The organism is Streptomyces sp. O3, assembly GCF_054788135.1.
Window position 1 is genome coordinate 1 of the sequence record NZ_JBTVYK010000043.1, and the last position, 22,482, is coordinate 22,482.

18 protein-coding genes are annotated in these 22,482 nt (G+C 67.0%); 11 read left to right on the forward strand and 7 right to left on the reverse strand.

The window, feature by feature from the left end:
* Positions 1–83: 83 nt before the first annotated feature.
* The 3 genes from ACX6XY_RS21360 to ACX6XY_RS21370 all read right to left on the reverse strand — a co-directional run bounded on the left by ACX6XY_RS21360 (position 84) and on the right by ACX6XY_RS21370 (position 3,240).
* Positions 84–1,340, reverse strand: coding sequence for an MFS transporter (locus tag ACX6XY_RS21360; RefSeq protein WP_460333004.1), 1,257 nt, complete (start codon positions 1,338–1,340; stop codon positions 84–86).
* A 75-nt stretch (positions 1,341–1,415) separates the two neighbouring features.
* A complete protein-coding gene (locus ACX6XY_RS21365) occupies positions 1,416–2,498 on the reverse strand; it encodes an inositol-3-phosphate synthase (protein ID WP_460333007.1) in 1,083 nt (360 codons plus the stop codon).
* 52 nt (positions 2,499–2,550) lie between these two features.
* Positions 2,551–3,240: a PadR family transcriptional regulator gene (locus ACX6XY_RS21370; protein WP_460333010.1), complete on the reverse strand. Its 690-nt coding sequence runs from the start codon at positions 3,238–3,240 to the stop codon at positions 2,551–2,553.
* A gap of 381 nt (positions 3,241–3,621) precedes the next feature.
* On the opposite strand from ACX6XY_RS21370, the gene ACX6XY_RS21375 reads away from it, so the two are divergent.
* Both ACX6XY_RS21375 and ACX6XY_RS21380 read left to right on the forward strand, forming a co-directional pair.
* Positions 3,622–6,453: a transglycosylase domain-containing protein gene (locus ACX6XY_RS21375; protein ID WP_460333013.1), complete on the forward strand. Its 2,832-nt coding sequence runs from the start codon at positions 3,622–3,624 to the stop codon at positions 6,451–6,453.
* Positions 6,454–6,553: 100 nt separating this feature from the next.
* Positions 6,554–7,966: a glycosyltransferase family 87 protein gene (locus tag ACX6XY_RS21380; RefSeq protein ID WP_460333016.1), complete on the forward strand. Its 1,413-nt coding sequence runs from the start codon at positions 6,554–6,556 to the stop codon at positions 7,964–7,966.
* On the opposite strand, the gene ACX6XY_RS21385 is transcribed toward ACX6XY_RS21380, so the two are convergent.
* From ACX6XY_RS21385 to ACX6XY_RS21395, 3 genes are all read right to left on the reverse strand, one after another.
* Positions 7,953–8,984: an alanine racemase gene (locus tag ACX6XY_RS21385; RefSeq protein WP_460333019.1), complete on the reverse strand. Its 1,032-nt coding sequence runs from the start codon at positions 8,982–8,984 to the stop codon at positions 7,953–7,955. The two genes, ACX6XY_RS21380 and ACX6XY_RS21385, sit on opposite strands and share 14 nt — an antisense overlap.
* Before the next feature lie 76 nt (positions 8,985–9,060).
* Positions 9,061–10,179, reverse strand: a complete 1,119-nt coding sequence (locus tag ACX6XY_RS21390) for a lipid II:glycine glycyltransferase FemX (RefSeq protein ID WP_460333022.1) — start codon at positions 10,177–10,179, stop codon at positions 9,061–9,063.
* Between the two features lie 121 nt (positions 10,180–10,300).
* Entirely contained in the window at positions 10,301–10,618 is a 318-nt protein-coding gene (locus ACX6XY_RS21395; RefSeq protein ID WP_460333025.1) for a hypothetical protein, read from the reverse strand.
* A 264-nt stretch (positions 10,619–10,882) separates the two neighbouring features.
* On the opposite strand from ACX6XY_RS21395, the gene rpsF reads away from it, so the two are divergent.
* From rpsF to rplI, 4 genes are all read left to right on the forward strand, one after another.
* Positions 10,883–11,173: a 30S ribosomal protein S6 gene (rpsF, locus tag ACX6XY_RS21400; RefSeq protein WP_006604399.1), complete on the forward strand. Its 291-nt coding sequence runs from the start codon at positions 10,883–10,885 to the stop codon at positions 11,171–11,173.
* A gap of 74 nt (positions 11,174–11,247) precedes the next feature.
* Positions 11,248–11,832: a single-stranded DNA-binding protein gene (locus ACX6XY_RS21405; RefSeq protein WP_460333029.1), complete on the forward strand. Its 585-nt coding sequence runs from the start codon at positions 11,248–11,250 to the stop codon at positions 11,830–11,832.
* Between the two features lie 45 nt (positions 11,833–11,877).
* Positions 11,878–12,114, forward strand: a complete 237-nt coding sequence (rpsR, locus tag ACX6XY_RS21410) for a 30S ribosomal protein S18 (RefSeq protein ID WP_003956534.1) — start codon at positions 11,878–11,880, stop codon at positions 12,112–12,114.
* An 18-nt stretch (positions 12,115–12,132) separates the two neighbouring features.
* Positions 12,133–12,579: a 50S ribosomal protein L9 gene (gene rplI / locus ACX6XY_RS21415; protein ID WP_460333034.1), complete on the forward strand. Its 447-nt coding sequence runs from the start codon at positions 12,133–12,135 to the stop codon at positions 12,577–12,579.
* Positions 12,580–12,715: 136 nt separating this feature from the next.
* Here the strand turns inward: rplI and ACX6XY_RS21420 are convergent, their stop codons facing one another.
* Positions 12,716–14,062 carry an MATE family efflux transporter gene (locus tag ACX6XY_RS21420; protein ID WP_460333037.1) on the reverse strand — a complete coding sequence of 449 codons (1,347 nt, stop codon included), beginning with the start codon at positions 14,060–14,062 and terminating at the stop codon, positions 12,716–12,718.
* Between the two features lie 451 nt (positions 14,063–14,513).
* Here ACX6XY_RS21420 and dnaB point away from each other — a divergent pair, with 451 nt between their 5' ends.
* From dnaB to ACX6XY_RS21445, 5 genes are all read left to right on the forward strand, one after another.
* Positions 14,514–15,989, forward strand: a complete 1,476-nt coding sequence (gene dnaB, locus ACX6XY_RS21425) for a replicative DNA helicase (RefSeq protein WP_460333040.1) — start codon at positions 14,514–14,516, stop codon at positions 15,987–15,989.
* Positions 15,990–16,158: 169 nt separating this feature from the next.
* Positions 16,159–16,911, forward strand: a complete 753-nt coding sequence (locus ACX6XY_RS21430; protein ID WP_460333043.1) for a TnsA-like heteromeric transposase endonuclease subunit — start codon at positions 16,159–16,161, stop codon at positions 16,909–16,911.
* A complete protein-coding gene (locus tag ACX6XY_RS21435; protein ID WP_460333046.1) occupies positions 16,908–19,100 on the forward strand; it encodes an integrase in 2,193 nt (730 codons plus the stop codon). Before ACX6XY_RS21430 ends, ACX6XY_RS21435 begins: the two co-directional genes overlap by 4 nt.
* Complete coding sequence (locus tag ACX6XY_RS21440) at positions 19,097–20,233, forward strand: ATP-binding protein (protein ID WP_460333049.1); 1,137 nt, start codon at positions 19,097–19,099, stop codon at positions 20,231–20,233. Before ACX6XY_RS21435 ends, ACX6XY_RS21440 begins: the two co-directional genes overlap by 4 nt.
* On the forward strand, positions 20,230–22,449 hold the full coding sequence (locus tag ACX6XY_RS21445; protein WP_460333052.1) for a TniQ family protein: 2,220 nt from the start codon (positions 20,230–20,232) through the stop codon (positions 22,447–22,449). The genes ACX6XY_RS21440 and ACX6XY_RS21445 overlap by 4 nt, the downstream gene beginning before the upstream one ends.
* Positions 22,450–22,482: the final 33 nt, after the last annotated feature.

The following is a 22,482-nucleotide window of genomic DNA, read 5'->3' on the forward strand; positions in this document are numbered from 1 at the left end:
CGGGGGGGGGGGCGGCCCGGCCCGCCCCTGGGGTGTGGTTTACACCCCCCCCCCCCCCCCCCCCCCCCCCCCCGACCCTCCCCTCAGCGCCGCTCGGCACGGGCCACAGAAGTCGCGATCACCGCGTAGAGAGCCGCGACGGTGAGCACCAGCGGAACCGATCGCCCATCGGGCGGCAGCATCAGCGCGGCCACCGCGGCGGCGCCCACGAAGGCGACGTTGAACAGCACGTCATAGAGGGAGAAGACCCGGCCGCGGAAATCGTCGTCGATCGAGGACTGCACCAGTGTGTCCGTGGCGATCTTCGCACCCTGGGTGACGACCCCCAGGACGAAAGCCGCGACCAGGAACGAAGCTGGGGCGAAGGACAACCCGAGCGCCGGTTCGAGTACCGCCGCGGCGCCCGCGCACACGGCCATCCAGCCACCGCGCCCGAATCTCCCCACGGCCCAGGGCGTCACCACGGCAGCGGTGAAGAATCCCGCCCCCGAGATCCCGATCGCGAGCCCGAGCAGGGCGAGCCCCTCGGACTCGGTGGACGACCAGGCGTGCCGGGACAGCATCAGCACCATCACCGTGAGCGCCCCGTAGCAGAAGCGCATCGCGGTCATCGCGGTCAGCGCCCGAGCCGCGCGGCGACGCCGCGCCAGGTGCCGCACCCCGGCTGCCAGCCCCTGCGCCGTGGAGGCCACCGCCGCCCAGAGGCGGGGCTGCAGCACCTCGGGGTCCGGGCCGAGCAGCGTGCGCGGGATGCGCAGCGAGGCCAGCGCCGAGCAGAGGTAGAGCAGCGCCCCGAGCAGCACCACCGCGGTGTTGGACCCCGAGGCGACCAGCCGCACGGCGAAGGCGAGGCCGCCGCCCGCGGTGGCGGCCAGTGTCCCGGCGGTCGGTGACAGGGAATTGGCCATGACCAGGCGGTCCGGGTCGACCACGCGCGGCAGCGCGGCCGAGAGTCCGGCGAGGACGAAGCGGTTGACGGCCGTGACGCACAGGGCCGAGGTGTAGAAGAGCCAGTCCGGCACGTTGGTCACGATGAGCAGGGCGGTGGCGCCCGCGAGCACGGCCCGCAGCAGGTTCCCGTACAGGAACACCTGCCGTCGCGGCCAGCGGTCCAGGAGGACGCCCGCGAACGGGCCGACGAAGGAGTACGGCAGGAGCAGTACGGCCATGGCGGAGGCGATGGCGGTGGGCGAGGTCTGCTTCTCGGGCGAGAAGACGACGTACGTCGCGAGCGCGACCTGGTAGACCCCGTCCGCCGACTGGGACAGCAGCCGGACCGCGAGCAGCCGCCGGAAGTCGCGAAACCGCAGCAGTACGCGCAGATCACGGACGACGGGCATGAGGCACAGCCTCACACAACGCACGGGCCCCTGGATGTATTTACCCAGGGGCCCGTGCGCGTGAAGCGATGGTGCTTAGCGCTCGACCTCGCCCTTGATGAACTTCTCGACGTTCTCGAAGGCCTCGTCGTCGAAGTACTGGACCGGCGGGGACTTCATGAAGTACGAGGACGCGGAGAGGATCGGGCCGCCGATGCCGCGGTCCTTAGCGATCTTCGCGGCACGCAGCGCGTCGATGATGACACCCGCGGAGTTCGGGGAGTCCCACACCTCGAGCTTGTACTCCAGGTTCAGCGGGACGTCACCGAAGGCACGGCCCTCAAGGCGGACGTACGCCCACTTGCGGTCGTCCAGCCAGGCCACGTAGTCCGACGGGCCGATGTGGACGTTGTTGTCGCCCAGGTCGCGGTCGGGGATCTGCGAGGTGACGGCCTGCGTCTTGGAGATCTTCTTGGACTCCAGCCGCTCGCGCTCGAGCATGTTCTTGAAGTCCATGTTGCCGCCGACGTTCAGCTGCATGGTGCGCTCGAGGCGGACACCGCGGTCCTCGAACAGCTTCGCCATCACACGGTGCGTGATGGTGGCGCCGACCTGGGACTTGATGTCGTCACCGACGATCGGGACGCCCGCCTCGGTGAACTTGTCCGCCCACTCCTTGGTGCCGGCGATGAAGACCGGCAGAGCGTTGACGAAGGCGACCTTGGCGTCGATGGCGCACTGCGCGTAGAACTTCGCGGCGTCCTCGGAACCGACCGGCAGGTAGCAGACGAGTACGTCGACCTGCTTGTCCTTGAGGACCTGGACGACGTCGACCGGGGCCTCGGCGGACTCCTCGATGGTCTGGCGGTAGTACTTGCCCAGGCCGTCGTGGGTGTGGCCACGCTGGACCTGCACGCCGGTGTTCGGCACATCGCAGATCTTGATGGTGTTGTTCTCGCTGGCGCCGATGGCGTCCGCGAGGTCCAGGCCGACCTTCTTCGCGTCGACATCGAAGGCGGCGACGAACTCGACGTCACCCACGTGGTAGTCGCCGAACTGGACGTGCATGAGGCCCGGCACCTTGCTGGCCGGGTCGGCGTCCTTGTAGTACTCGACGCCCTGCACCAGCGAGGCGGCGCAGTTGCCCACGCCGACGATGGCTACACGAACCGAACCCATTCCGGTTGCTCCCTGTTTGTTCTCGACAAGATCCAGCACTGATCGCTGGACCTCAGTTGGCGGTGTCGTCGGACGGATCCGGCCGGGTGCTGTCCCGGTGCCGGGGCAGGCCGCCCGCGTCTGCAGATGTGTCCTGTGTGTCCTGCTCAGCGGCGTCCGCGGCGGGGGGTTGTCGCTGCTCCCGTCCCGTGCGCTCGCTCTCGATGAGCTCGTTCAGCCAGCGCACTTCGCGCTCCACGGACTCCATACCGTGCCGCTGCAGCTCAAGGGTGTAGTCGTCCAGGCGCTCCCGAGTCCTGGCCAACGAGGCGCGCATCTTCTCGAGACGTTCCTCAAGGCGACTCCTCCGGCCCTCGAGCACTCGCATCCGTACGTCGCGCGACGTCTGTCCGAAGAAGGCGAAGCGCGCGGCGAAGTGCTCGTCCTCGTACGCGTCGGGACCTGTCTGCGAGAGAAGCTCCTCGAAGCGCTCCTTACCTTCCGCCGTCAACCTGTAGACGATCTTGGCGCGGCGGCCGGTGAGGGGCGTGGCGAGGGCTTCGTCTGGTGTGCTGCTCGGCTCTTCGGCCAACCAGCCGTTGGCGACCAGCGTCTTGAGGCACGGGTAAAGCGTCCCGTAGCTGAAGGCACGGAACACGCCCAGCGAAGTGTTGAGACGTTTCCGCAGCTCATAGCCGTGCATCGGGGACTCGCGGAGCAGACCGAGGACGGCGAACTCGAGGATGCCGGAGCGTCTGCTCATCCTTCGCCACCTCTCCGTGTCAGCGTCCCGATCGTTGTTATGCCGTGCTGATGTATCGACTCGATACATCAGCACGATAGAGCCGCCTCGCCGGTGCGACAAGAGGGGGCATGGTGAACGGCGTCACATCACGGATTCACGGCGGGCAAGTTGCCTGGTTTGGGGTGATCTTCGGCCCGAGGGGGGGTTTGACCGTGCGTAGTCTGTGCTCCATGCAGACCATCGGGAGCCATGTGACGCCAGAGGGCGGCCATGCGCTGACGTACCGGAATGCATTACGGGTGAGCCCGTGGAGGGGCGCACGCGTACATCGGGGGGACCGGAAACCACCTGCCGCTTCCAGGCGCGTATCGCTGCGCCTGCCCGAGGAGTAGTCGTTCGATGAGCGAGCACCGTCGCAAACCGTCGCCGCCGCAGGGCGGCGGACGTGCCGCGGCCAGGCGCGGCGCCACAGGGGCGTCATCCGGCCGGCGTGCCGCGCCGCGGAGCGCTACAGGATCTCCGTCCGGTTCGTATGAGCCCTCCGGCCCGTCTGGCTCGCCCGGCGAGGACCGCCCGTACGGCGGCCGGGCCGAGGCCCGCCGCGCGGCGCGCGGCGGAGGCGGTCGGCGCCGTCCCCCAGGGCGCGGCAGGGGACGCGGGGACGCGGAACCGCCGAAGAAGCGGTTCATCGACTACCCGCGCGCGGGCAAGTACGGATGGCGCAAGCTCGTTCCGTCGTGGAAGCAGGTGATGGGCAGCGTCATCGGCTTCGCCGGCCTGCTCGTCGCCGTCGCGGGCATCGGCTACGCGATGGTCGAGGTGCCCAAGGTCGAAGAGGCGGCCACCGCGCAGAACAACGTCTTCTACTGGGCCGACGGCAAGCAGATGGTCGCCACAGGCGGTGAGTACAACCGCCAGATCATCCCCTACTCCAAGATCCCCAAGGAGATGCGGAACGCCGTCATCTCGGCCGAGAACAAGACGTTCGAGGAAGACAGGGGCATCGACCCGATGGGGATCGGCCGCGCCCTGTTCAACATGGCCAAGGGCGGCAGCACCCAGGGCGGTTCCACGATCACCCAGCAGTACGTGAAGAACTCGATGCTCACCCAGGAGCAGACGCTCAAGCGGAAGTTCGAGGAACTCTTCATCTCCATAAAGGTCGGCGCCAAGGTCGAAAAGAACGACATCATGGCCGGGTACCTGAACACCGCTTACTACGGACGCGGTGCCTACGGTGTCCAGGCCGCTGCCCGTGCCTACTTCGACAAGTCCGCCGATGAGCTGAACGCGAGCGAGTGTGCCCTGCTCGCCGCGGTTCTCAAGGGCGCCACCTACTTCGACCCGGCGGGTAACCCGGAGATCGATCCAGTGGGAGCCACCGCGGAGAAGAACCGGGTGAGGGCCGAGAAGCGCTGGAAGTGGATCCTTGACGAAGAAGTCAAGGACGGCCGCCTCTCGCCCGCCGAGCGGGCGGAGTACACGACGTTCCCCGAGGTCAAGAACGTCCGGAGCAACACCCAGCTGAGCGGACAGATCGGCTATCTCGTCAACCTGGCCAAGGCCTATGTCATCAGCAACACGGACATCACCGAGGCTCAGCTGAGGAACGGCGGCTACGAGATTCACACGACCTTCGACAAAAAGAAGGTCGACGAGCTCGAGAAGGCCGTGTCGAAGGTCATCAAGAACAAGATCGACGAAAAAGAGCGCCCTGACCTCGACACCCATGTGCAGTTCGGCGGCGCCTCAGTGGACCCGAGGACCGGCGCGATCGTCGCCACCTACGGCGGTGAGGATTACGGCAAGCACTTCACCAACAACGCCGATGTCACGGGGGCCCAGGTCGGTTCGACCTTCAAGCCCTTCGTCCTCGCGGCCGCGATGCGGGACGGCGTGCGGGACCCGGACGGCCCGCCGGACCAGCCCGCGTCCGAGCGCACCCTGGTCTCACCGAAGAGCCTGTACAGCGGCAAGAACGACCTGAAGATCAAGAACTACGACGGCTCGGTCTGGGAGAACGAAAACGGCGAGCAGTGGGAGCAGGAGAACGACGGCAAGCAGTCCTACGGCAAGCCGCCGACGTGGAGCGTCACCCTCAACGAGGCCATGCAGCACTCCGTGAACTCGCCGTATGTGCAGCTCGGCATGGACGTCGGGATCAGCAAGGTGCGTAAGGCGGCGAGTGACGCGGGGCTCCACGAGGACGGCCTGACCAAGGGCGAGGTGCCCTCGGTGGCACTCGGCGTCGACTCCCCCAGCGCGATCCGGATGGCGGGCGCGTACGGCACCTTCGCCCAGAGCGGCAAGCAGAACGACCCGTACTCGGTCCAAGAGGTCAAGCACGAGGGCAAGACGGTCTACACGCACCAGTCCCAGACGCAACGCGTCTTCGACGCGGCCGTGGCGGACAACGTCACCGCCGTGCTGAAGAACGTCGTCGACAACGGCACAGGCAAGAACGCCAGGCTTCCGGGCCGGGATGTGGCGGGCAAGACCGGTACCACCGACGGCAACAGGTCGGCCTGGTTCGTCGGCTACACGCCGCAGCTGTCCACGGCCATCAGCATGTACCGGCTCAACGACGACGAGAAGGCCAAGGACCGAGGCTTCCTGAAGATGTACGGGACGGGCGGTGAGAAGAAGATTCACGGTGCCTCGTTCCCGTCCACGATCTGGAAGGACTACATGACGGAGGCGCTGAAGGGCCAGGAGGCCCTCCGCTTCCCGGAGCCCGAACCGATCGGCAAGAAGGTCTACGGCGGCGGCCTGGAGAGCCCCAGCCCGACTCCCACCAAGGAGCCGGAGAAGACCGAGGAGCCCACCAAGGAGCCGGAGGAGACCGAGGAGCCCACCAAGGAGCCGGAGGAGACCGAGGAGCCCACCAAGGAGCCGGACGAGCCTGACCCGACCGAGTCTTGCGGACCCTTCGACTGGAGCTGCAAGGAGAACGGCGGGACCTCCGAGGGTCAGACCGACAACGGCGGGACTGACAACGGCGGGACCACGGACGGCGGGCTCACGGACGGCGGGACGACCGACGGTGGGACGACCGATGGCGGGACCACGGACGGCGGGCTCACGGACGGTGCGACGAACGGCGGCGGGACCACGGACGGGGCCACGACCGACGGCGGCACCACAGACGGCTCCACGACCGACGGCAACGGCAACGGGAACGGGAACGGGAACGGCAACAACAATGGGGGTTGGTGGGGCACGAGCGAATAGCCGCGCCCCGATCGTCCGTTTCACGTGAAACGAGGGCCGCCACGCCACACGGCGTGGCGGCCCTCACGGTCTTCTGGGGCGTATGCGGCAGGATGAGCGCATGACGACGAGCAGGACGAGCCCGGTGCCGCACACGGACCCGGTGCCGCCGACGCGGCAGGACGAGGTCGCCGCGGCGGGCAGCGAGCTGATCGGCGGACCGCTAGGAAAGCGGGCGCTGCTCGGCCAGAGCTGGTGGACTCCGGTACGCGTCATCGCCTTGGTCGCCATCGGCATGTTCGCCCTCGGCATGGTGCAGAAGCTGCCCTGCTACAACGGGGCGTGGTTCTTCGGCGCTGGTTCGCAGTACACGCACGCGTGCTACTCCGACATCCCGCATCTCTTCGCGGGGCGTGGCTTCGCCGAGGGCCTGGTGCCGTACTTCGACGAGCTGCCCGGCGCTCACAAGTACCTTGAGTACCCGGTGCTGACCGGCCTGTTCATGGAGGTCGCGTCCTGGTTCGTCCCGGACGGCGGAAGCATCATGCACCGTGAGCAGATCTACTGGCTGGTGAACTCCGGCATGCTGATGGTCTGCGCGGTGGTCATCGCGGTCTGTGTCGCGCGTACCCACCGGCGTCGCCCCTGGGACGGCCTGCTGGTCGCTCTCGCGCCCGCCTTCGCGCTCACGGCCACCATCAACTGGGATCTGCTCGCTCTCGCGCTCACGGCCGCCGCGATGCTGATGTGGTCGCGTGGGCGTGCCCTGGCCTTCGGCGTACTGCTCGGTCTCGCGACCGCGGCCAAGCTCTACCCCTTCCTGCTGCTCGGTCCGCTGCTGCTGCTGTGCTGGAGAGCGGGGAAGTGGCGGGAGTTCGGACTCGCCGCAGTCGGCGCGGTCAGCGCCTGGCTTGTGGTGAACCTGCCGGTGATGCTGCTCGCGCCAGCCGGGTGGAAGGAATTCTACGTCTTCAGCCAGGAGCGAGGGACGGACTTCGGCTCCTTCTGGCTCATCCTCCAGCAGCGCATGAGCAGTCCGCTCGAGACGGAGACGGTGAACACGCTGGCCACCGCGCTGATGCTGCTGGCGTGCCTCGGGGTTGCCGCGCTTACGCTGGCCGCCCCGCGCAGGCCGCGGTTCGCTCAGCTGGCCCTGCTGATCGTGGCGGCCTTCATCCTCACCAACAAGGTCTACTCACCGCAGTACGTCCTGTGGCTGATCCCGCTCGCGGTGCTGGCCAGGCCGCGCTGGCGTGATTTCCTGATCTGGCAGGCCTGCGAGGTCCTGTACTTCCTGGGGATCTGGATGTATCTCGCGTACACGACGAGCGGCGACAAGCACCAGGGCCTGCCGGAAGAGGGGTACCAGCTGGTGATCGCCGCACATCTGCTGGGCACGCTCTACCTGTGCGCCGTCGTCGTACGCGACATCCTGCGGCCTGAGCGCGACATGGTGCGGCAGGACGGCTCGGACGACCCGTCGGGCGGTGTCCTGGACGGCGCGGAAGACGTATTCGTGCTCAGCGGTCGATGAGGCGGTCGAACTGTGTGGTGGTGTGCCGCAGATGGGCCACCAGCTCGTCGCCGAGCTTGGGCTCCGGAGCGTCCGACGGCACGAACAGGATCGACACCTGCATATGCGGTGGCTCCGCGAACCAGCGCTGCTTGTCGGCCCACACGAACGGCGCGAGATTGCGGTTGACGGTCGCGAGACCCGCACGGGCGACGCCCTTGGCCCGCGGCATCATCCCGTGCAGTGCCTTGGGTGCCTCCAGGCCGACGCCGTGCGACGTACCGCCCGCTACCACCACCAGGTAGCCGTCGGACGCGGCCTTCTGCTGGCGGTAGCCGAAACGCTCGCCCTTGGCGACGCGGGTGACGTCCAGGACCGAGCCGCGGTACTGGGTCGCGTCGTGGTCGCCGAGCCACAGCCGGGTGCCGATGCGCACCCGGAAGCGGGTCTGCGGGAACTGCTGCCTCAGGCGGCCGAGCTCCTCGGCGGAGAGATGGCTGACGAACATGGTGTGCAGCGGCAGCTGGGCCGCGCGCAGCCGGTCCATCCAGCCGATGACCTCCTCGACCGCGTCCGAGCCGTCGGCCCGGTCCAGCGGCAGATGGATGCCGAAGCCCTCCAGACGCACGTCCTCGATGGCCGCCCGCAGTCCGGGCAGGTCCTGCTCACTGACGCCGTGCCGCTTCATCGAGCTCATGACCTCGATGACCACCCGCGCGCCGACCAGGCCGTGCACGCCGTCCACGGAGGACACCGAGCGGATCACCCGGTCGGGCAGCGGAACCGGCTCCTCTCCCCGCCGGAACGGGGTCAGCACCAGCAGGTCGCCGCTGAACCAGTCCTTGATCCGGGCGGCCTCGTACGTGGTGCCTACGGCGAGCGTGTCGGCGCCGAGCCGGGTCGCCTCCTCGGCCAGCCGTTCGTGACCGAAGCCGTATCCGTTGCCCTTGCAGACGGGGATGATCCCCGGGAACTGCTCGAACACATGCTTGTGATGTGCTCGCCAGCGCGCGGTGTCGACGTAAAGCGTGAGCGCCATGCCGGTCCCGGAACCTTTCTCGTCTCAGCGGTATGTCGAGGTGTGGAGGAGTGCGGAAGGAGCGTGGAAGGGCTGGTCAGCGGCGCGACATGTAGATGTCGAGCGCCTTGTGCAGCACCTTGTTGAGCGGGAAGTCCCATTCACCGACGTACTCGACGGCCTCGCCGCCGGTGCCGACCTTGAACTGGATCAGGCCGAAGAGGTGGTCGGTCTCGTCCAGGGAGTCGGAGATGCCGCGCAGGTCGTAGACGCTCGCGCCGAGCGCGTACGCGTCGCGGAGCATGCGCCACTGCATGGCGTTGGACGGCCGCACCTCGCGCTTGTGGTTGACCGAGGCGCCATAGGAGTACCAGACATGGCTGCCAACGGTGATCATCGTGGCGGCGGCCAGCGGCTCGCCCTCGTGCTTGGCGAAGTACAGGCGCATCCGGTTGGGGTCCTCGGAGTTGAGCGCCGTCCACTGCCGCTGGAAGTAGCTCAACGGCCGTGGCCGGAACCGGTCGCGCTCAGCGGTGACCTCGTACAGCTGCTGCCACACCGGCAGATCGTCGTAGCCGCCCTGGACGACCTCGACGCCGGACTTGTCAGCCTTCTTGATGTTGCGCCGCCACAGCTGGTTGAAGCCCTTCTGGACCTCGTCGAGCGCGCGGCCCGCGAGCGGCACCTGGAACACGTATCGCGGCTGTACGTCGCCGAACCCGGCCCCGCCGTCCTCGCCCTGCTGCCAGCCCATCTTGCGGAGCCGGTCGGCCACCTCGAACGCGCGCGGCTCGATGACATCGGCCTCGATGTCCCGCAGCCGCTTGACCTCCGGGTCCTGGATGCCCTTCTTGATCGTGGGAGCCTGCCACCGGCGGATGACCACCGGCGGGCCCATCTTCACCGAGAACGCGCCCTGCTGCTTCAGATGCGCCAGCATCGGCGCCAGCCAGTCCTCGAGATTCGGCGCGTGCCAGTTGATGACCGGGCCCTCGGGCAGATAGGCGAGATAACGCTTGATCTTGGGAAGCTGCCGGTAGAGCACCAGGCCGACACCGACCAGCCCGCCGTTCTTGTCGAACCAGCCAAGGCTCTCGGAACGCCACTCGTTCTTGACGTTCGCCCACGCCGGGACCTGGCAGTGGCTAGCCGACGGCAGGCTCTGGATGTACGCCAGGTGCTGCTCTTGGCTGATGGTCCTCAGGGTCAGGCTCATGCGGGGCGCTCCTCGGCAGGTGTGTCCCCATGGGGCAGGGGCTCCGGCTCTCGCGCCGAAGCCTACTGCGCCTGGGGAGCGCCCCGGCTGGCCACCCAGCAGGTAGGCCGAGCCGACCCGCCTAGAAGCCGATCACACCGCCGAACAGGCCGCCGTGCGACATACCGAGATAGAAGCCGACGGCGGACGCCCCCAGGCCGAGGATCAGCCCGAACCGCTCTCGGGTCGTCTCGGAGATGAACTGCCCGTACCCGGCGGCCAGGATGCCGATGAGCCCTGCCCAGGAGGTGAGCAGATGCAGGCTGTGCCACATCGCCGTGACCAGCGCTGTGGCGCCCAGCACGAGGGCGAGGGCGAGCATCGTGTCCTGCAGGGGGTGGGGTTTGCCGTCCGTGGCGAGGAGCGAGCCAGCGGTGTTGCGTCGTATTGCCTGTGCCATGAGGGGCACCTCCTGGCGAAAGAGGCGCATCGTAGCGCCATCGACACCCGATGTGTCCAGATTGCGCCTCCTGACCACCGGATTTCAACCGGAAGCGGCCTGCGGGTAGTCTGTACCGTCTGCACCGGTGTCTGCCCAGGCCACGGCATCAGCTCCCGCTTGCGGGGCCGATTGTCAGTGGCGGCCGATACCGTTGCGTACGCATCACAACCCTCCTGCCACGGAACGACCGTGGCCGCTGAGTCCAAAGGAGGTGGGTTCCACATGCGTCACTACGAGGTGATGGTCATCCTCGACCCCGATCTCGAAGAGCGTGCTGTCTCTCCGCTGATCGAGAACTTCCTCTCCGTCGTCCGTGAGGGCAACGGAAAGGTCGAGAAGGTCGACACCTGGGGCCGTCGTCGTCTCTCGTACGAGATCAAGAAGAAGCCCGAGGGCATCTACTCGGTCATCGACCTGCAGGCCGAGCCTGCGGTCGTCAAGGAGCTCGACCGCCAGATGAACCTGAACGAGTCGGTCCTCCGGACCAAGGTCCTCCGTCCCGAGACCCACTGAGCTTCCCCGCTCAGCCGAGTCCGGGAATCGAGTAGCAGCAAGCAGCCAGCAGCAACCCGCCGAGAGGTTCCCCCATGGCAGGCGAGACCGTCATCACGGTCGTCGGCAACCTTGTCGATGACCCCGAGCTGCGCTTCACCCCCTCCGGTGCGGCGGTCGCGAAGTTCCGTGTCGCGTCCACTCCCCGCACCTTCGACCGTCAGACCAACGAGTGGAAGGACGGCGAGAGCCTCTTCCTCACCTGCTCGGTCTGGCGCCAGGCGGCGGAGAACGTCGCGGAGTCGCTTCAGCGAGGCATGCGCGTCATTGTGCAGGGCCGGCTGAAGCAGCGGTCCTACGAGGACCGTGAGGGCGTCAAGCGCACGGTCTACGAGCTGGACGTCGACGAAGTCGGCGCCAGCCTGCGCAACGCCACGGCCAAGGTCACCAAGACCTCAGGTCGCGGCGGCCAGGGCGGGTTCGGCGGTGGCGGCCAGCAGGGCGGCGGCAACTGGGGCGGCGGCTCCGGTGGCGGTCAGCAGCAGGGCGGCGGTGCTCCCGCCGGTGATCCCTGGGCGACCGGTGCGCCGGCCGGCGGCGGCCAGCAGGGCGGCGGTGGCGGCTGGGGCGGAGGCTCCGGCGGCTCCGGCGGCGGCTACTCGGACGAGCCCCCCTTCTAGGGGCGGCTCACACCCCACACTTCTTGATCACACAGGAGAAACACCATGGCTAAGCCGCCTGTGCGCAAGCCGAAGAAGAAGGTCTGCGCATTCTGCAAGGACAAGACCGTCTACGTGGACTACAAGGACACGAACATGCTGCGGAAGTTCATTTCCGACCGCGGCAAGATCCGTGCCCGCCGCGTGACCGGCAACTGCACGCAGCACCAGCGTGACGTCGCCACGGCCGTCAAGAACAGCCGTGAGATGGCGCTGCTGCCCTACACGTCCACCGCGCGATAAGGGAAGGGTGACCGAATCATGAAGATCATCCTCACCCACGAGGTCTCCGGCCTCGGCGCCGCCGGCGACGTCGTTGACGTCAAGGACGGCTACGCTCGCAACTACCTGGTCCCGCGTGGTTTCGCGATCCGCTGGACCAAGGGCGGCGAGAAGGACGTCGAGCAGATCCGTCGTGCTCGCAAGATCCACGAGATCCAGACCATCGAGCAGGCCAACCAGATCAAGGGCCAGCTCGAGGCGGTCAAGGTGCGTCTGGCTACTCGCTCCGGCGAGGCCGGCCGCCTCTTCGGCGCCGTGACCGCTGCCGACATCGCTTCCGCGATCAAGGCTGCCGGTGGCCCCGAGGTCGACAAGCGCCGCATTGAGCTGGGCGCGCCGATCAAGTCGCTGGGCGCCCACGAGGCGTCCGTGCGTCTGCACCCCGAGGTGGCCGCCAAGGTCAACATCGAGGTCATCAACGCGTAAGCGCCGCGCTCGGTTGAGCGTGAGAAGGGCCGCACCGCTGGTGCGGCCCTTCTGCTGTGCTCTGGCTGTTTCACGTGAAACCCACCCGGTTTCACGTGAAACAGGCGTCGAGAGAGGGTCGGGCGGGGCGGGTTGGTCAGCGGGTAGCGCCGGTGACGATCCAGCGGCCCGAGCGAGTCCGCAGCCACAGCGTCAGCATGCGGACCGTCATCATCAGAGTCATCGCACCCCAGAGCGCCGCGAGACCGCCACCGAACACGGGGACCAACAGGGCGGCCGGGATGAAGGCGGCCAGGGTGGCCAGCATCGCCCACGCGAGGTAAGGCCCGTCCCCAGCGCCCATCAGCACCCCGTCGAGCACGAAGACGATGCCCGAGACCGGCTGGCAGAGCGCCACCACCAGCAGGGCGCCCAACGCGGTGTCCCGTACACCGGGATCGCTGGTGAACATGGGCAGAAAGACCGGCCGGGTCGCGACCACGAGGACGCCCAGGGCGACGCCCGAGGCGATGCCCCACTGAACCATCCGGCGGCACGCTTCCCGAGCCCCCTGGGCGTCCCCCGCTCCCAGGTATCGGCCGATGATGGCCTGTCCGGCGATGGCGATGGCATCGAGAGCGAAGGCCAGGAAGCTCCACAGGGTCAGAATGATCTGGTGGGCGGCGATCTCGGCATCACCCAGCCGCGCGGCGACAGCGGTGGCGATCATCAGGATCGCGCGCAGCGAGAGCGTACGGACCAGCAGCGGGGTCCCCGCCTGGGCGCAGGCTCGGATACCGGCTGCCTCGGGCCGCAGTGAGGCGCCGTACCTCCGTGCCCCGCGCACGACGACGACGAGGTAGGCGACGGCCATGCCCCACTGGGCGATGACGGTGCCCCAGGCGGACCCGGCGATGCCGAGGTCGGCGCCGTAGACCAGGGCGCCGTTCAGCGCGACATTGGCGGTGAAGCCCGCGAGGGCCACGTAGAGCGGCGTTTTGGTGTCCTGTAGTCCGCGCAGGACGCCGGTGGCGGCTAGGACGATGAGCATCGCGGGGATGCCGAGGACGGAGATCCGCAGGTAGGTGGTGGCGTAGGGTGCTGCGGTGTCCGAGGCGCCTATCAGGTCGACCAGGGCCGGAGCGGTGGGCAGTGCGACGGCCGTGACCAGGGCGCCGAGCAGCAAGGCGAGCCAGATGCCGTCCATGCCCTGGCGGATGGCGGAGGAAAGGTCGCCCGCGCCGACGCGGCGCGCGACCGCGGCCGTGGTCGCGTAGGCGAGGAATACGAAGACACTGACCCCTGTCATCAGGAGTGCCGAGGCCACGCCGAGACCGGCCAGCTGGGCGGTGCCGAGATGGCCGATGATGGCGGTGTCGGCCATGACGAAGAGTGGCTCGGCCACGAGTGCCCCGAAGGCGGGGACGGCCAGCGCGACGATCTCTCGGTCATGCTGGCGGCGGACCGCTTTGAGGGTCGGGGGAGCCTGTGTCATGGGCACCAATCTAATCTTCCACAGGTAAGAGACGCAACTGGATTGTGACCCTTACCTTGCTGGTTGATGGGCACTCGGTGCCGTGCGGGCCACGCGGATCTTGGGCCGACTGGGGAAGTTTTTGTTATGCACAGCGAGTGGGTGGTGAAGTGGCTGGTCAGAGATGGTTTTCTCAAACGGCTGAGGGCTTGTTCACAGAACTGTCCACCGGGCTGTGCACAGGATTGGGCGGGTTCTCCACAGTCATAGGTCCGTCATCCACAGGGCCTGTGGATAACCAGATTGGCTGACGGTGCCCGCGGGCCTACCGTGGACCGGCGCCCACCCCCGTTTCCAGGTCTCAGGACCCGGCAGAACCGATGCGTCAGAAACGGAGTCGGGCTTCTCGCTTTGTCAGTGCCGTGCCGTAGGAATGTGGTGCACGGCGAGGTCCGCGTGGCGGACGGGAGGAGGCGGCCCGGTGAGTATCTCCGAGCCCTTGGACGAGCCCTGGGCCGAAGACGGTCCCAGTGACCGTCTGCCCGTCTCCCGCCAGCGCCGCGACGGCGGCCGGGGCCGGGATGAGCAGCACGACCGGGGCCGGGACAACGGTGGCTGGGACGGCGGCTCCACCTTCGAGCGCGTACCGCCCCAGGACCTGGACGCCGAGCAGTCGGTGCTTGGCGGCATGCTCCTGTCCAAGGACGCGATCGCCGACGTCGTCGAGGTCCTCAAGGGCAACGACTTCTACCGCCCCGCGCACGAGACCATCTACCAGGCCGTCCTCGATCTCTACGCCAAGGGCGAGCCGGCCGACCCGATCACGGTCGCCGCCGAGCTGACCAAGCGCGGCGAGGTCACCAAGGTGGGTGGCGCATCGTATCTGCACACCCTGGTCCAGTCCGTCCCGACCGCGGCCAACGCCGAGTACTACGCGGAGATCGTCCATGAACGGGCGGTACTGCGCCGCCTGGTCGAGGCCGGGACACGTATCACGCAGATGGGATACGCGGCCGACGGCGACGTGGACGAGATCGTCAACAGCGCACAGGCCGAGATCTACGCCGTCACCGAGCAGCGCACCAGTGAGGACTATCTGCCGCTCGGCGACATCATGGAGGGCGCGCTCGACGAGATCGAGGCGATCGGCTCCCGCAGCGGTGAGATGACCGGTGTGCCGACCGGGTTCACGGACTTCGACTCGCTGACCAACGGCCTGCACCCCGGACAGATGGTGATCATCGCGGCCCGTCCCGCCATGGGTAAGTCGACCCTGGCGCTGGACTTCGCCCGCACCGCCTCCATCAAGAACAACCTGCCGAGCGTGATCTTCTCTCTGGAGATGGGGCGCAACGAGATCGCGATGCGCCTGCTGTCCGCCGAGGCCCGCGTCGCGCTGCACCACATGCGCTCCGGCACGATGACGGACGAGGACTGGACCCGGCTCGCGCGCCGGATGCCCGATGTATCGGCCGCTCCGCTGTACATCGACGACTCGCCCAACCTGTCGATGATGGAGATCCGGGCCAAGTGCCGCCGCCTCAAGCAGCGCAACGACCTACGGCTTGTGGTGATCGACTATCTCCAGCTGATGCAGTCCGGCGGGTCCAAGCGGGCCGAGAGCCGCCAGCAGGAGGTCTCGGACATGTCCCGGAACCTCAAGCTGCTGGCCAAGGAGCTAGAGCTCCCCGTGATCGCGCTCTCCCAGCTGAACCGTGGCCCCGAGCAGCGCACGGACAAGAAGCCCATGGTCTCCGACCTGCGAGAGTCGGGCTCGATCGAGCAGGACGCGGACATGGTGATCCTGTTGCATCGCGAGGACGCGTACGAGAAGGAGTCACCCCGTGCGGGTGAGGCCGACATGATCGTGGCCAAGCACCGTAACGGCCCGACGGCCACGATCACGGTCGCCTTCCAAGGCCACTACTCGCGCTTCGTGGACATGGCGCAGACCTGAGCGAATGGCTCTAGGATCCGCGACTTCGTTAGCAATGAAGGCTGTTCGTTAGCAGTGGGCTGGCAAATCCGCGATCCCGTTGACAACGACTACGTTCAGTCGCGATCCGCGATCCGCCTCTTTCGATCTTCTCCAGAGGGGTGCTGCCTGTGCTCCGTACCGTCCCAGCATGGCAGTGCGGAGCTCGGGCAGCGCCCGTCGTACACGCAAGATTCCAACGGCTTCGATCCGGTACGAGGACGCGCCGGTACGTGAAGTGCCGGTACGGCAGCTGCGGCTGGCGGACTTCGCCGAGTCGAAGCCATGGCGGGATGTCCGATCGGTCCACGGAATGACCCACTACTCGGGCAAATACTCGTCCGCCACGACGGGCGGGCACGTGGTCTACGAGAGCCGACTGGAGCTGGCCAGGCTGCTGCTGGCGGACTTTGATCCAGCGGTGAAGGGCATATTCGCTCAGCCGTGCCGCCTGGCGGCTCGAGTCGGTGACCGGGTTCGGCACCACGTTCCGGACTTTCTGCTGGTCACCTGCTCGGGGACGGTGCGGGTGGTCAACGTCAAACCCGCGAACCGGCTGGAGGATCCGAAGGTCGCGGAAGCCCTGGCATGGCCGGGCGAGCTGTTTCGGCAGCACGGCTGGGACTACGAGATTTGGTCCGGAGCCGATCGGGTGTTGCTGGAGAACGTGCGGTTCCTGGCCGGCTACCGGCGCCCAGGTGTGGTGCCTGAGCCTGAGGTGGAGCATGCGTGGCAGCAGGTGGTGGACGGTGAGGAGCTGGCCTTGGCCGAGCGCCGGTTGGCGGGCGGCCGGCTGCCCGAGGAGGCGAGGCCGGCGCTGATGGCGCTGTTGTGGTCCGGGCGGCTGACGACGGATCTTTCACGTCCGTTGTCGGGTGCATCGGTGCTGCGGAAGTGCGCATGACTGCCTGGACGACGCACCTGCGGCCGGGGCTTCCGATCAGCTTTGACGGCGAGCAGTTCACCGTTGCTGAGATCGAGGGCCGCCGGATCCTTCTTCAGCCGACGGCTGCGGTTGTCGGAGTGCCGAAGTGGCGGCAGGTCGACATCTCTGTGCTGCTGGCGCATCCCACTACCGAGATCCTCGTTCCGGTGCCGCAGGAGGACGGGCCAGCGGCTGCGGCTGTCCTGAGCAGCCTCGACGACGATGGCGATGACGAACTGACCCGGAGATTCCGTCATATTCAAGAGGTCCTGACCGGCTACCGGCTTGGCAACGAGGTCCTGGCCCTTCCGGGTGAGCCACGGCCCGACTACGCGCCCGGAACACCGCGGATGCACCGGTACGCGGCCAAGGCCGCGGAACTTGGAGTCGCCGAGAGCACGATCCGGAACTGGGTACGGCAAGTGAAGCGCTCGGGACCGGCCGGGCTGGTGCATGAACGTCCCACGGCGAGTGTGCTGGACCGAGCCGATGACCGCTGGCTGGAGATGGCCCGGGCAGTGCTGAAGGGCCACGAGAAGTCCTCCCGGCCGGTACGGAATCTGGTTCTGATCGAGATCGAGGAGCGTCTGACCAAGGAGTTCGGGAAGGACACGGTTCCGGTTCCTTCCCGTACAACGGGCTACGAGCTGCTGCGGGCGCTGTCCAAGGGCACGAACGCCTTCGAGGGCAGCACGAAGGGGAAGCGGTCGATCGCTAACGCCCCGAAAGGGACCTATGGTCGGCTGCGGGCAACACGGCCGGGCGAGTACGTGGTGCTCGACACCAACTGCCTGGACGTCTTCGCGATGGAGCCGGTGACCTGCCGGTGGGTGCGATGCGAACTCACCGTCGCGATGGATCTCTACAGCCGGTGCATCACCGGCTTGAGGCTCACTCCGGTGTCGACGAAGTCGACGGATGTGGCCGGAGTGTTGTTCGAGACGGTCCGGCCTCGAGAAGTATCAGAGGACGGGGGTGACCCGCTGCCGTACTGCGGGGTGCCGTCCACCGTGGTAGTCGACGCGGACAAGCTGGTCGACCGGGACGGGCAGCCGCTGCTACCCACGGTCGCGGCCGAGACGATCATCTTCGACCACGGCAAGGTCTATCTCTCGAACCACATCCAAAGTGTCTGCGCGAAGCTGGACATCTCACTGCAGCCGGCCCGGCCGAAGACACCCACGGACAAGCCCATCGAGCGCTGGTTCCGCACGCTCAACCAGGGGCTGCTGGCCGCGCTGCCGGGCTACAAGGGCTCGGATGTGCACAGCCGCGGTGAGAAGGTTGAGGACGAGGCGTTCTTCTTCATCGACGAACTCGAAGCGATCATCCGTGAGTGGATCACGCAGATCTATCACCGACGCCACCACCACGGGCTGTGCATCCCGGAGGTGCCGGGGCTGAAGGTCAGCCCAATGGATATGTTCGAGCACGGCGTCACCCGAGCCGGACCGCTGAGGATCCCGGCCCGGCCGAACCTGGCCCTCGAGTTCCTGGAAGAGGAACGTGTCCCGATCCACCACTACGGGGTCGAGGTCGAGGGGCTGCGTTACAACGGTGACGCGCTGAACGACTACCGCAACCAGCCCAGTCCCTATCGCGGGGCGGATGCCGGCAAGTGGCCAATTGCGGTGGACCGCGGCGATGTCACCAGGGTGTACTTCCAGGATCCGAAACAGCGGACGTGGCGCACGCTCGAGTGGGAGCACGCTGCCGCCCTCGGCGGGCCGGTCAGCCGGGAAGCGTTGGTCTACGCTCGCCGGCTGGCCAAGAGGACCCACCGTTTCCCGGACACCAAACGTGCGCTGATCGAACTCCTGGAACGGTGGGGTGCGGGGCTGGCGGCAGATCGCATCGAACGGCGGATGGCGGTGAGACTGTCCCAGGAACGGCTGCGGCTGGTGAGCGAGGACGACGAACCACTGGACGCGAAGGATGAGGTCGCCGCACTGCCCTCGGTCCGGCGGATCACCACCTTCGGTACGCAGGAATCCGGCCCTGCAGAAGAGTCCGGAGGACCTGGCCTGCGTGTCGTCGGAGCTCAGAACGAAGACCTGGGTGGGGACGACGACGAAGACGATGAGTGCGATGCCGCCTTCCCCGGCGACGACAGCATCGCCATGATCGACGAGGATGACTACTACGCTGACGTCTGGAACAGCCGTTGAGCACCACAGACGGCCTCGAACCGTTCGAAGGCGACGACCGCCAGTACACCCCCACCCGGCTCACGGGCTGGTTGCAGGAGGTCAACGGCACGGACCGCATCCAGCCCCAGCAGCTGACCCAGGCCCAGCTCGCCGCCCTACCGGCGCGGGACCTGCTGGTGCACAACGACGGCCGGGAAGTCTGGCACGCCAACATCGGACCGATCGAGACACCCCAGCTCCTCGCGCTGCACGAAGCCTTGGCCGAGATCGTCGAGTCGAACCGACAGGACGGCGACAAGACCAAACCCGCTGCCCTGGTGGACGCCTACCCAGGACTCGGCAAGAGCACAGCAGTGCGGGCCTACGGGCGCGCTCTGTTCCGCAAGCAGGTCGCCCTACGAGGGGAGACCACCCCCAGCGGACACCGCAGAGTGCCCACCATCTACATCGCGCTCAGCGGGAACACACAGATCCGTGGCCTGAACGCCGCCATCTGCCGCTTCTACGGACTCCCGGTCACCGGGGACGCCGACACCCTGGCCGAACGAGCCGTGGACGCCGTGCTGTCCATGAAGACCTCCGCGATCATCATTGATGACATCCACTTCCTCGCCGGGGCGAACTCCAACTCGGTCCGCATGGCAAACCAATTGAAGTACCTGGCGAACGTCTTCCCGGTCACCCTGATCTACGTCGGCGTCGGCGTCCAGCAGCGCGGGGTGCTCCGCGAAGGCTTCTCCGGCCAGGAGACGGCACTCGCCCAGTTTGGGCGCCGCACTACCCCGCTCACGCTGCCGCCATTCCAAATCGAGGACGATGAGGGTCGTCTTCAGTGGCAGACCCTGCTCAAGACGATCGAACGGAAGCTCATCCTGGCCGAGAAGTACCCCGGGATGCTCGCCCAGGATCTGTCGGACTACCTCTATGCACGCTCCACGGGGCACTTTGCTTCACTCATGGCCTTGATCAACCGCGGCTGCCTGCGCGCGATCCGCTCCGGCCACGAACGCCTCGATGAGGACCTGATGAATCAGGTGAAGAACGACGCCGCTGCAGAACAAGCTCGCAAGGAACTCGAAGCGGAGATCGAGGCTGGCCTTCTCACCACGCGCCCAGTGTCCAGACCACAGAGCCGGAAGAAGTCGGCGTGACGACGTGGACTGACGAGCGCATCCCGATCTGGGAGCCTCCCCTGCCCGGCGAGGCCCTGGACAGCTGGATCGAGACATACGCTTCCCGGCTGCACACCGACGCCCCTGGCTTCCTGAACTTTCTCGGTCTCTACAAGACCCGGACCCGACGCATGGTGGTCGCGCTGACCGACCACGAGCGGGAGAGACTCTCGTGCCGCACGGGAGTGCTACCAGACGCCCTCATCGGCATGACACTCCAGCCTCACGACGCGATCACCATCACCATCCGAACACAGACGCGGGGCTTGGGACGCCCGCCGACCTGGCGCGGTACCAGTGGCAGCCGGTACTGCCCGCTCTGCCTGGCCGACGATCAAGACCGCTGGCAGCTCAGCTGGCGCTTGCCGTGGGTATTCGCCTGTCGGCGACACAACGTGCTGCTTGTCGACACCTGCCCTGTCTGTGAAGTCCCTCCGTTGCCCATGGGCCGTCACGGCCATGCAGACAGCTCGGGGAGAAAGCGGTGCACGCATCCGTTGCGCACCAGTTCAGCACTCGCCGTGCCGCGGGACGGCGCAGTGGTGGCAGCGCAAGCCGACGTCGACAAGATCCTCGGTGGCGAAGACCGGGCGCGAGTGGGTGAAACACTGCGCGACCTTTACGTCCTTGCCTGGAAAGGTGTCGCCGTTCTCCACACGGATCCCGTGCAGCTCCCGCCGGCCATCGGCGCAGCAGCGAGTGAACTTCGGGACTCGCCTCTCCGCCTACTCAACGGCCTCGGTGCCGAGGATGCCGTGACCGTCGCAGCAGGCGCTGTTATTGCGCTCGCCGCCTATCGCGACGACGACCCTGGTGGCGAAGTCCTGGACTGGATCACGCGAGGGGATCGGCAGCGGTTCTCGACAGCTTCCCCGGCCAACGTCGTTCGAACGTATCGGACTCTCAGTACTTCACTGATGTCGCGTGTGTTGGCCTCGTTGGATTCGGGTCTGCAGGCCCACCACCGACTTCGATATGGAACGGCAACGCCGACGCCGGCCATCCCCCGAATTACAAGAGCAGACCTACGGCGTCGCTCCACCATGATCCCGAAGCTGCTGTGGCCCTCTTGGACGATACGGCTTGCCGATAGCCATGCGCCCAACTATCAGTCATATCCCCAGCGCTGTGCTCTGTCCGCTCTCTTGCTCCTCGCACGGGCACCGTTCTCGTTCAGCTACCCCCATGCATGCACCATGCTTGGAGTCCCCGCCAGCAAGCGGGCCGTGCAGATTCTCCTGGGCACTCATGAAGGCCGGCACCACCCCCTCGTATCCGTCCTCGCCCAACTCGCGGACGCCCTGGACAGCGATGGGTGCCCGATCGACTACGAGCGCCGCCGAGCGCTCTTCGGCTCACCCGACGCGTCCGTACACCTCGATCGCAAGCTCCACGAGGATCTCTGCAAACGCCAGGGATGGAGACCTGCCGGATCACGCCACCTGCGGCTTGTCGACCTCTATCTCAGACAGCTACTGACCGGCTCTGATCTGACCAGCTTGACCGGCCAGCGAATGGACTCTCCCACGGTCTGCACAGGCTGGAACGTCCTGAGGTTCCGCATGCACCCCGCCCTCAGGGAACTCATCGTCCAGCAAGCCAGGGCAGCGCTCGATGCTCGCGGCATCATCGATGAGCCGGTCTTCTGGGAGCCGCCGACTGAGTGGATCACAGGCTCCAACTGGCCAGGACACGACCCTGAGCTCCTGGATCGCGACCCCGTACACACCTTGAGAAGCCAGGGTGCTTCGCTCACCGAAGTTGCCTCAGTGACCGGGCTGAGTTTCGAGGATATCCGCCTGCACTGCGATGCCACCGGCAGGACATTCCCTGAAATCCCGAGGCAGACGAGGCGGCCGAATGACCCCACACCACGCGTCGGAGACCTGGGAGCAGACCGTCTGCGCGAGCTCTACGTCGAGCAACAGCTGTCGATCGCCAAGATCGCCAAGCTCATCGGCACAAGTACCAGCGTCGTCCGAGGGGAACTCACCAGGACCGGTGTCCCGCTCCACCCGCCAGGCCGCAGACGGGAGCACGCCATCGATCGGGACTGGTTCGAATGCGAGTACCTACATCGCAGAAGAACCATCGCGGAACTCTCAGCCGAATGCGGAGCAAGCCAGTCGACCCTTGCTCGTGCCTCCAAGGGCTGGGGAATCAAGCTCCGCAGTCCAGGAAGCCGGTCTCCCTGACAGTCCGAATACCGGGCGACACGGAAGCTCGTC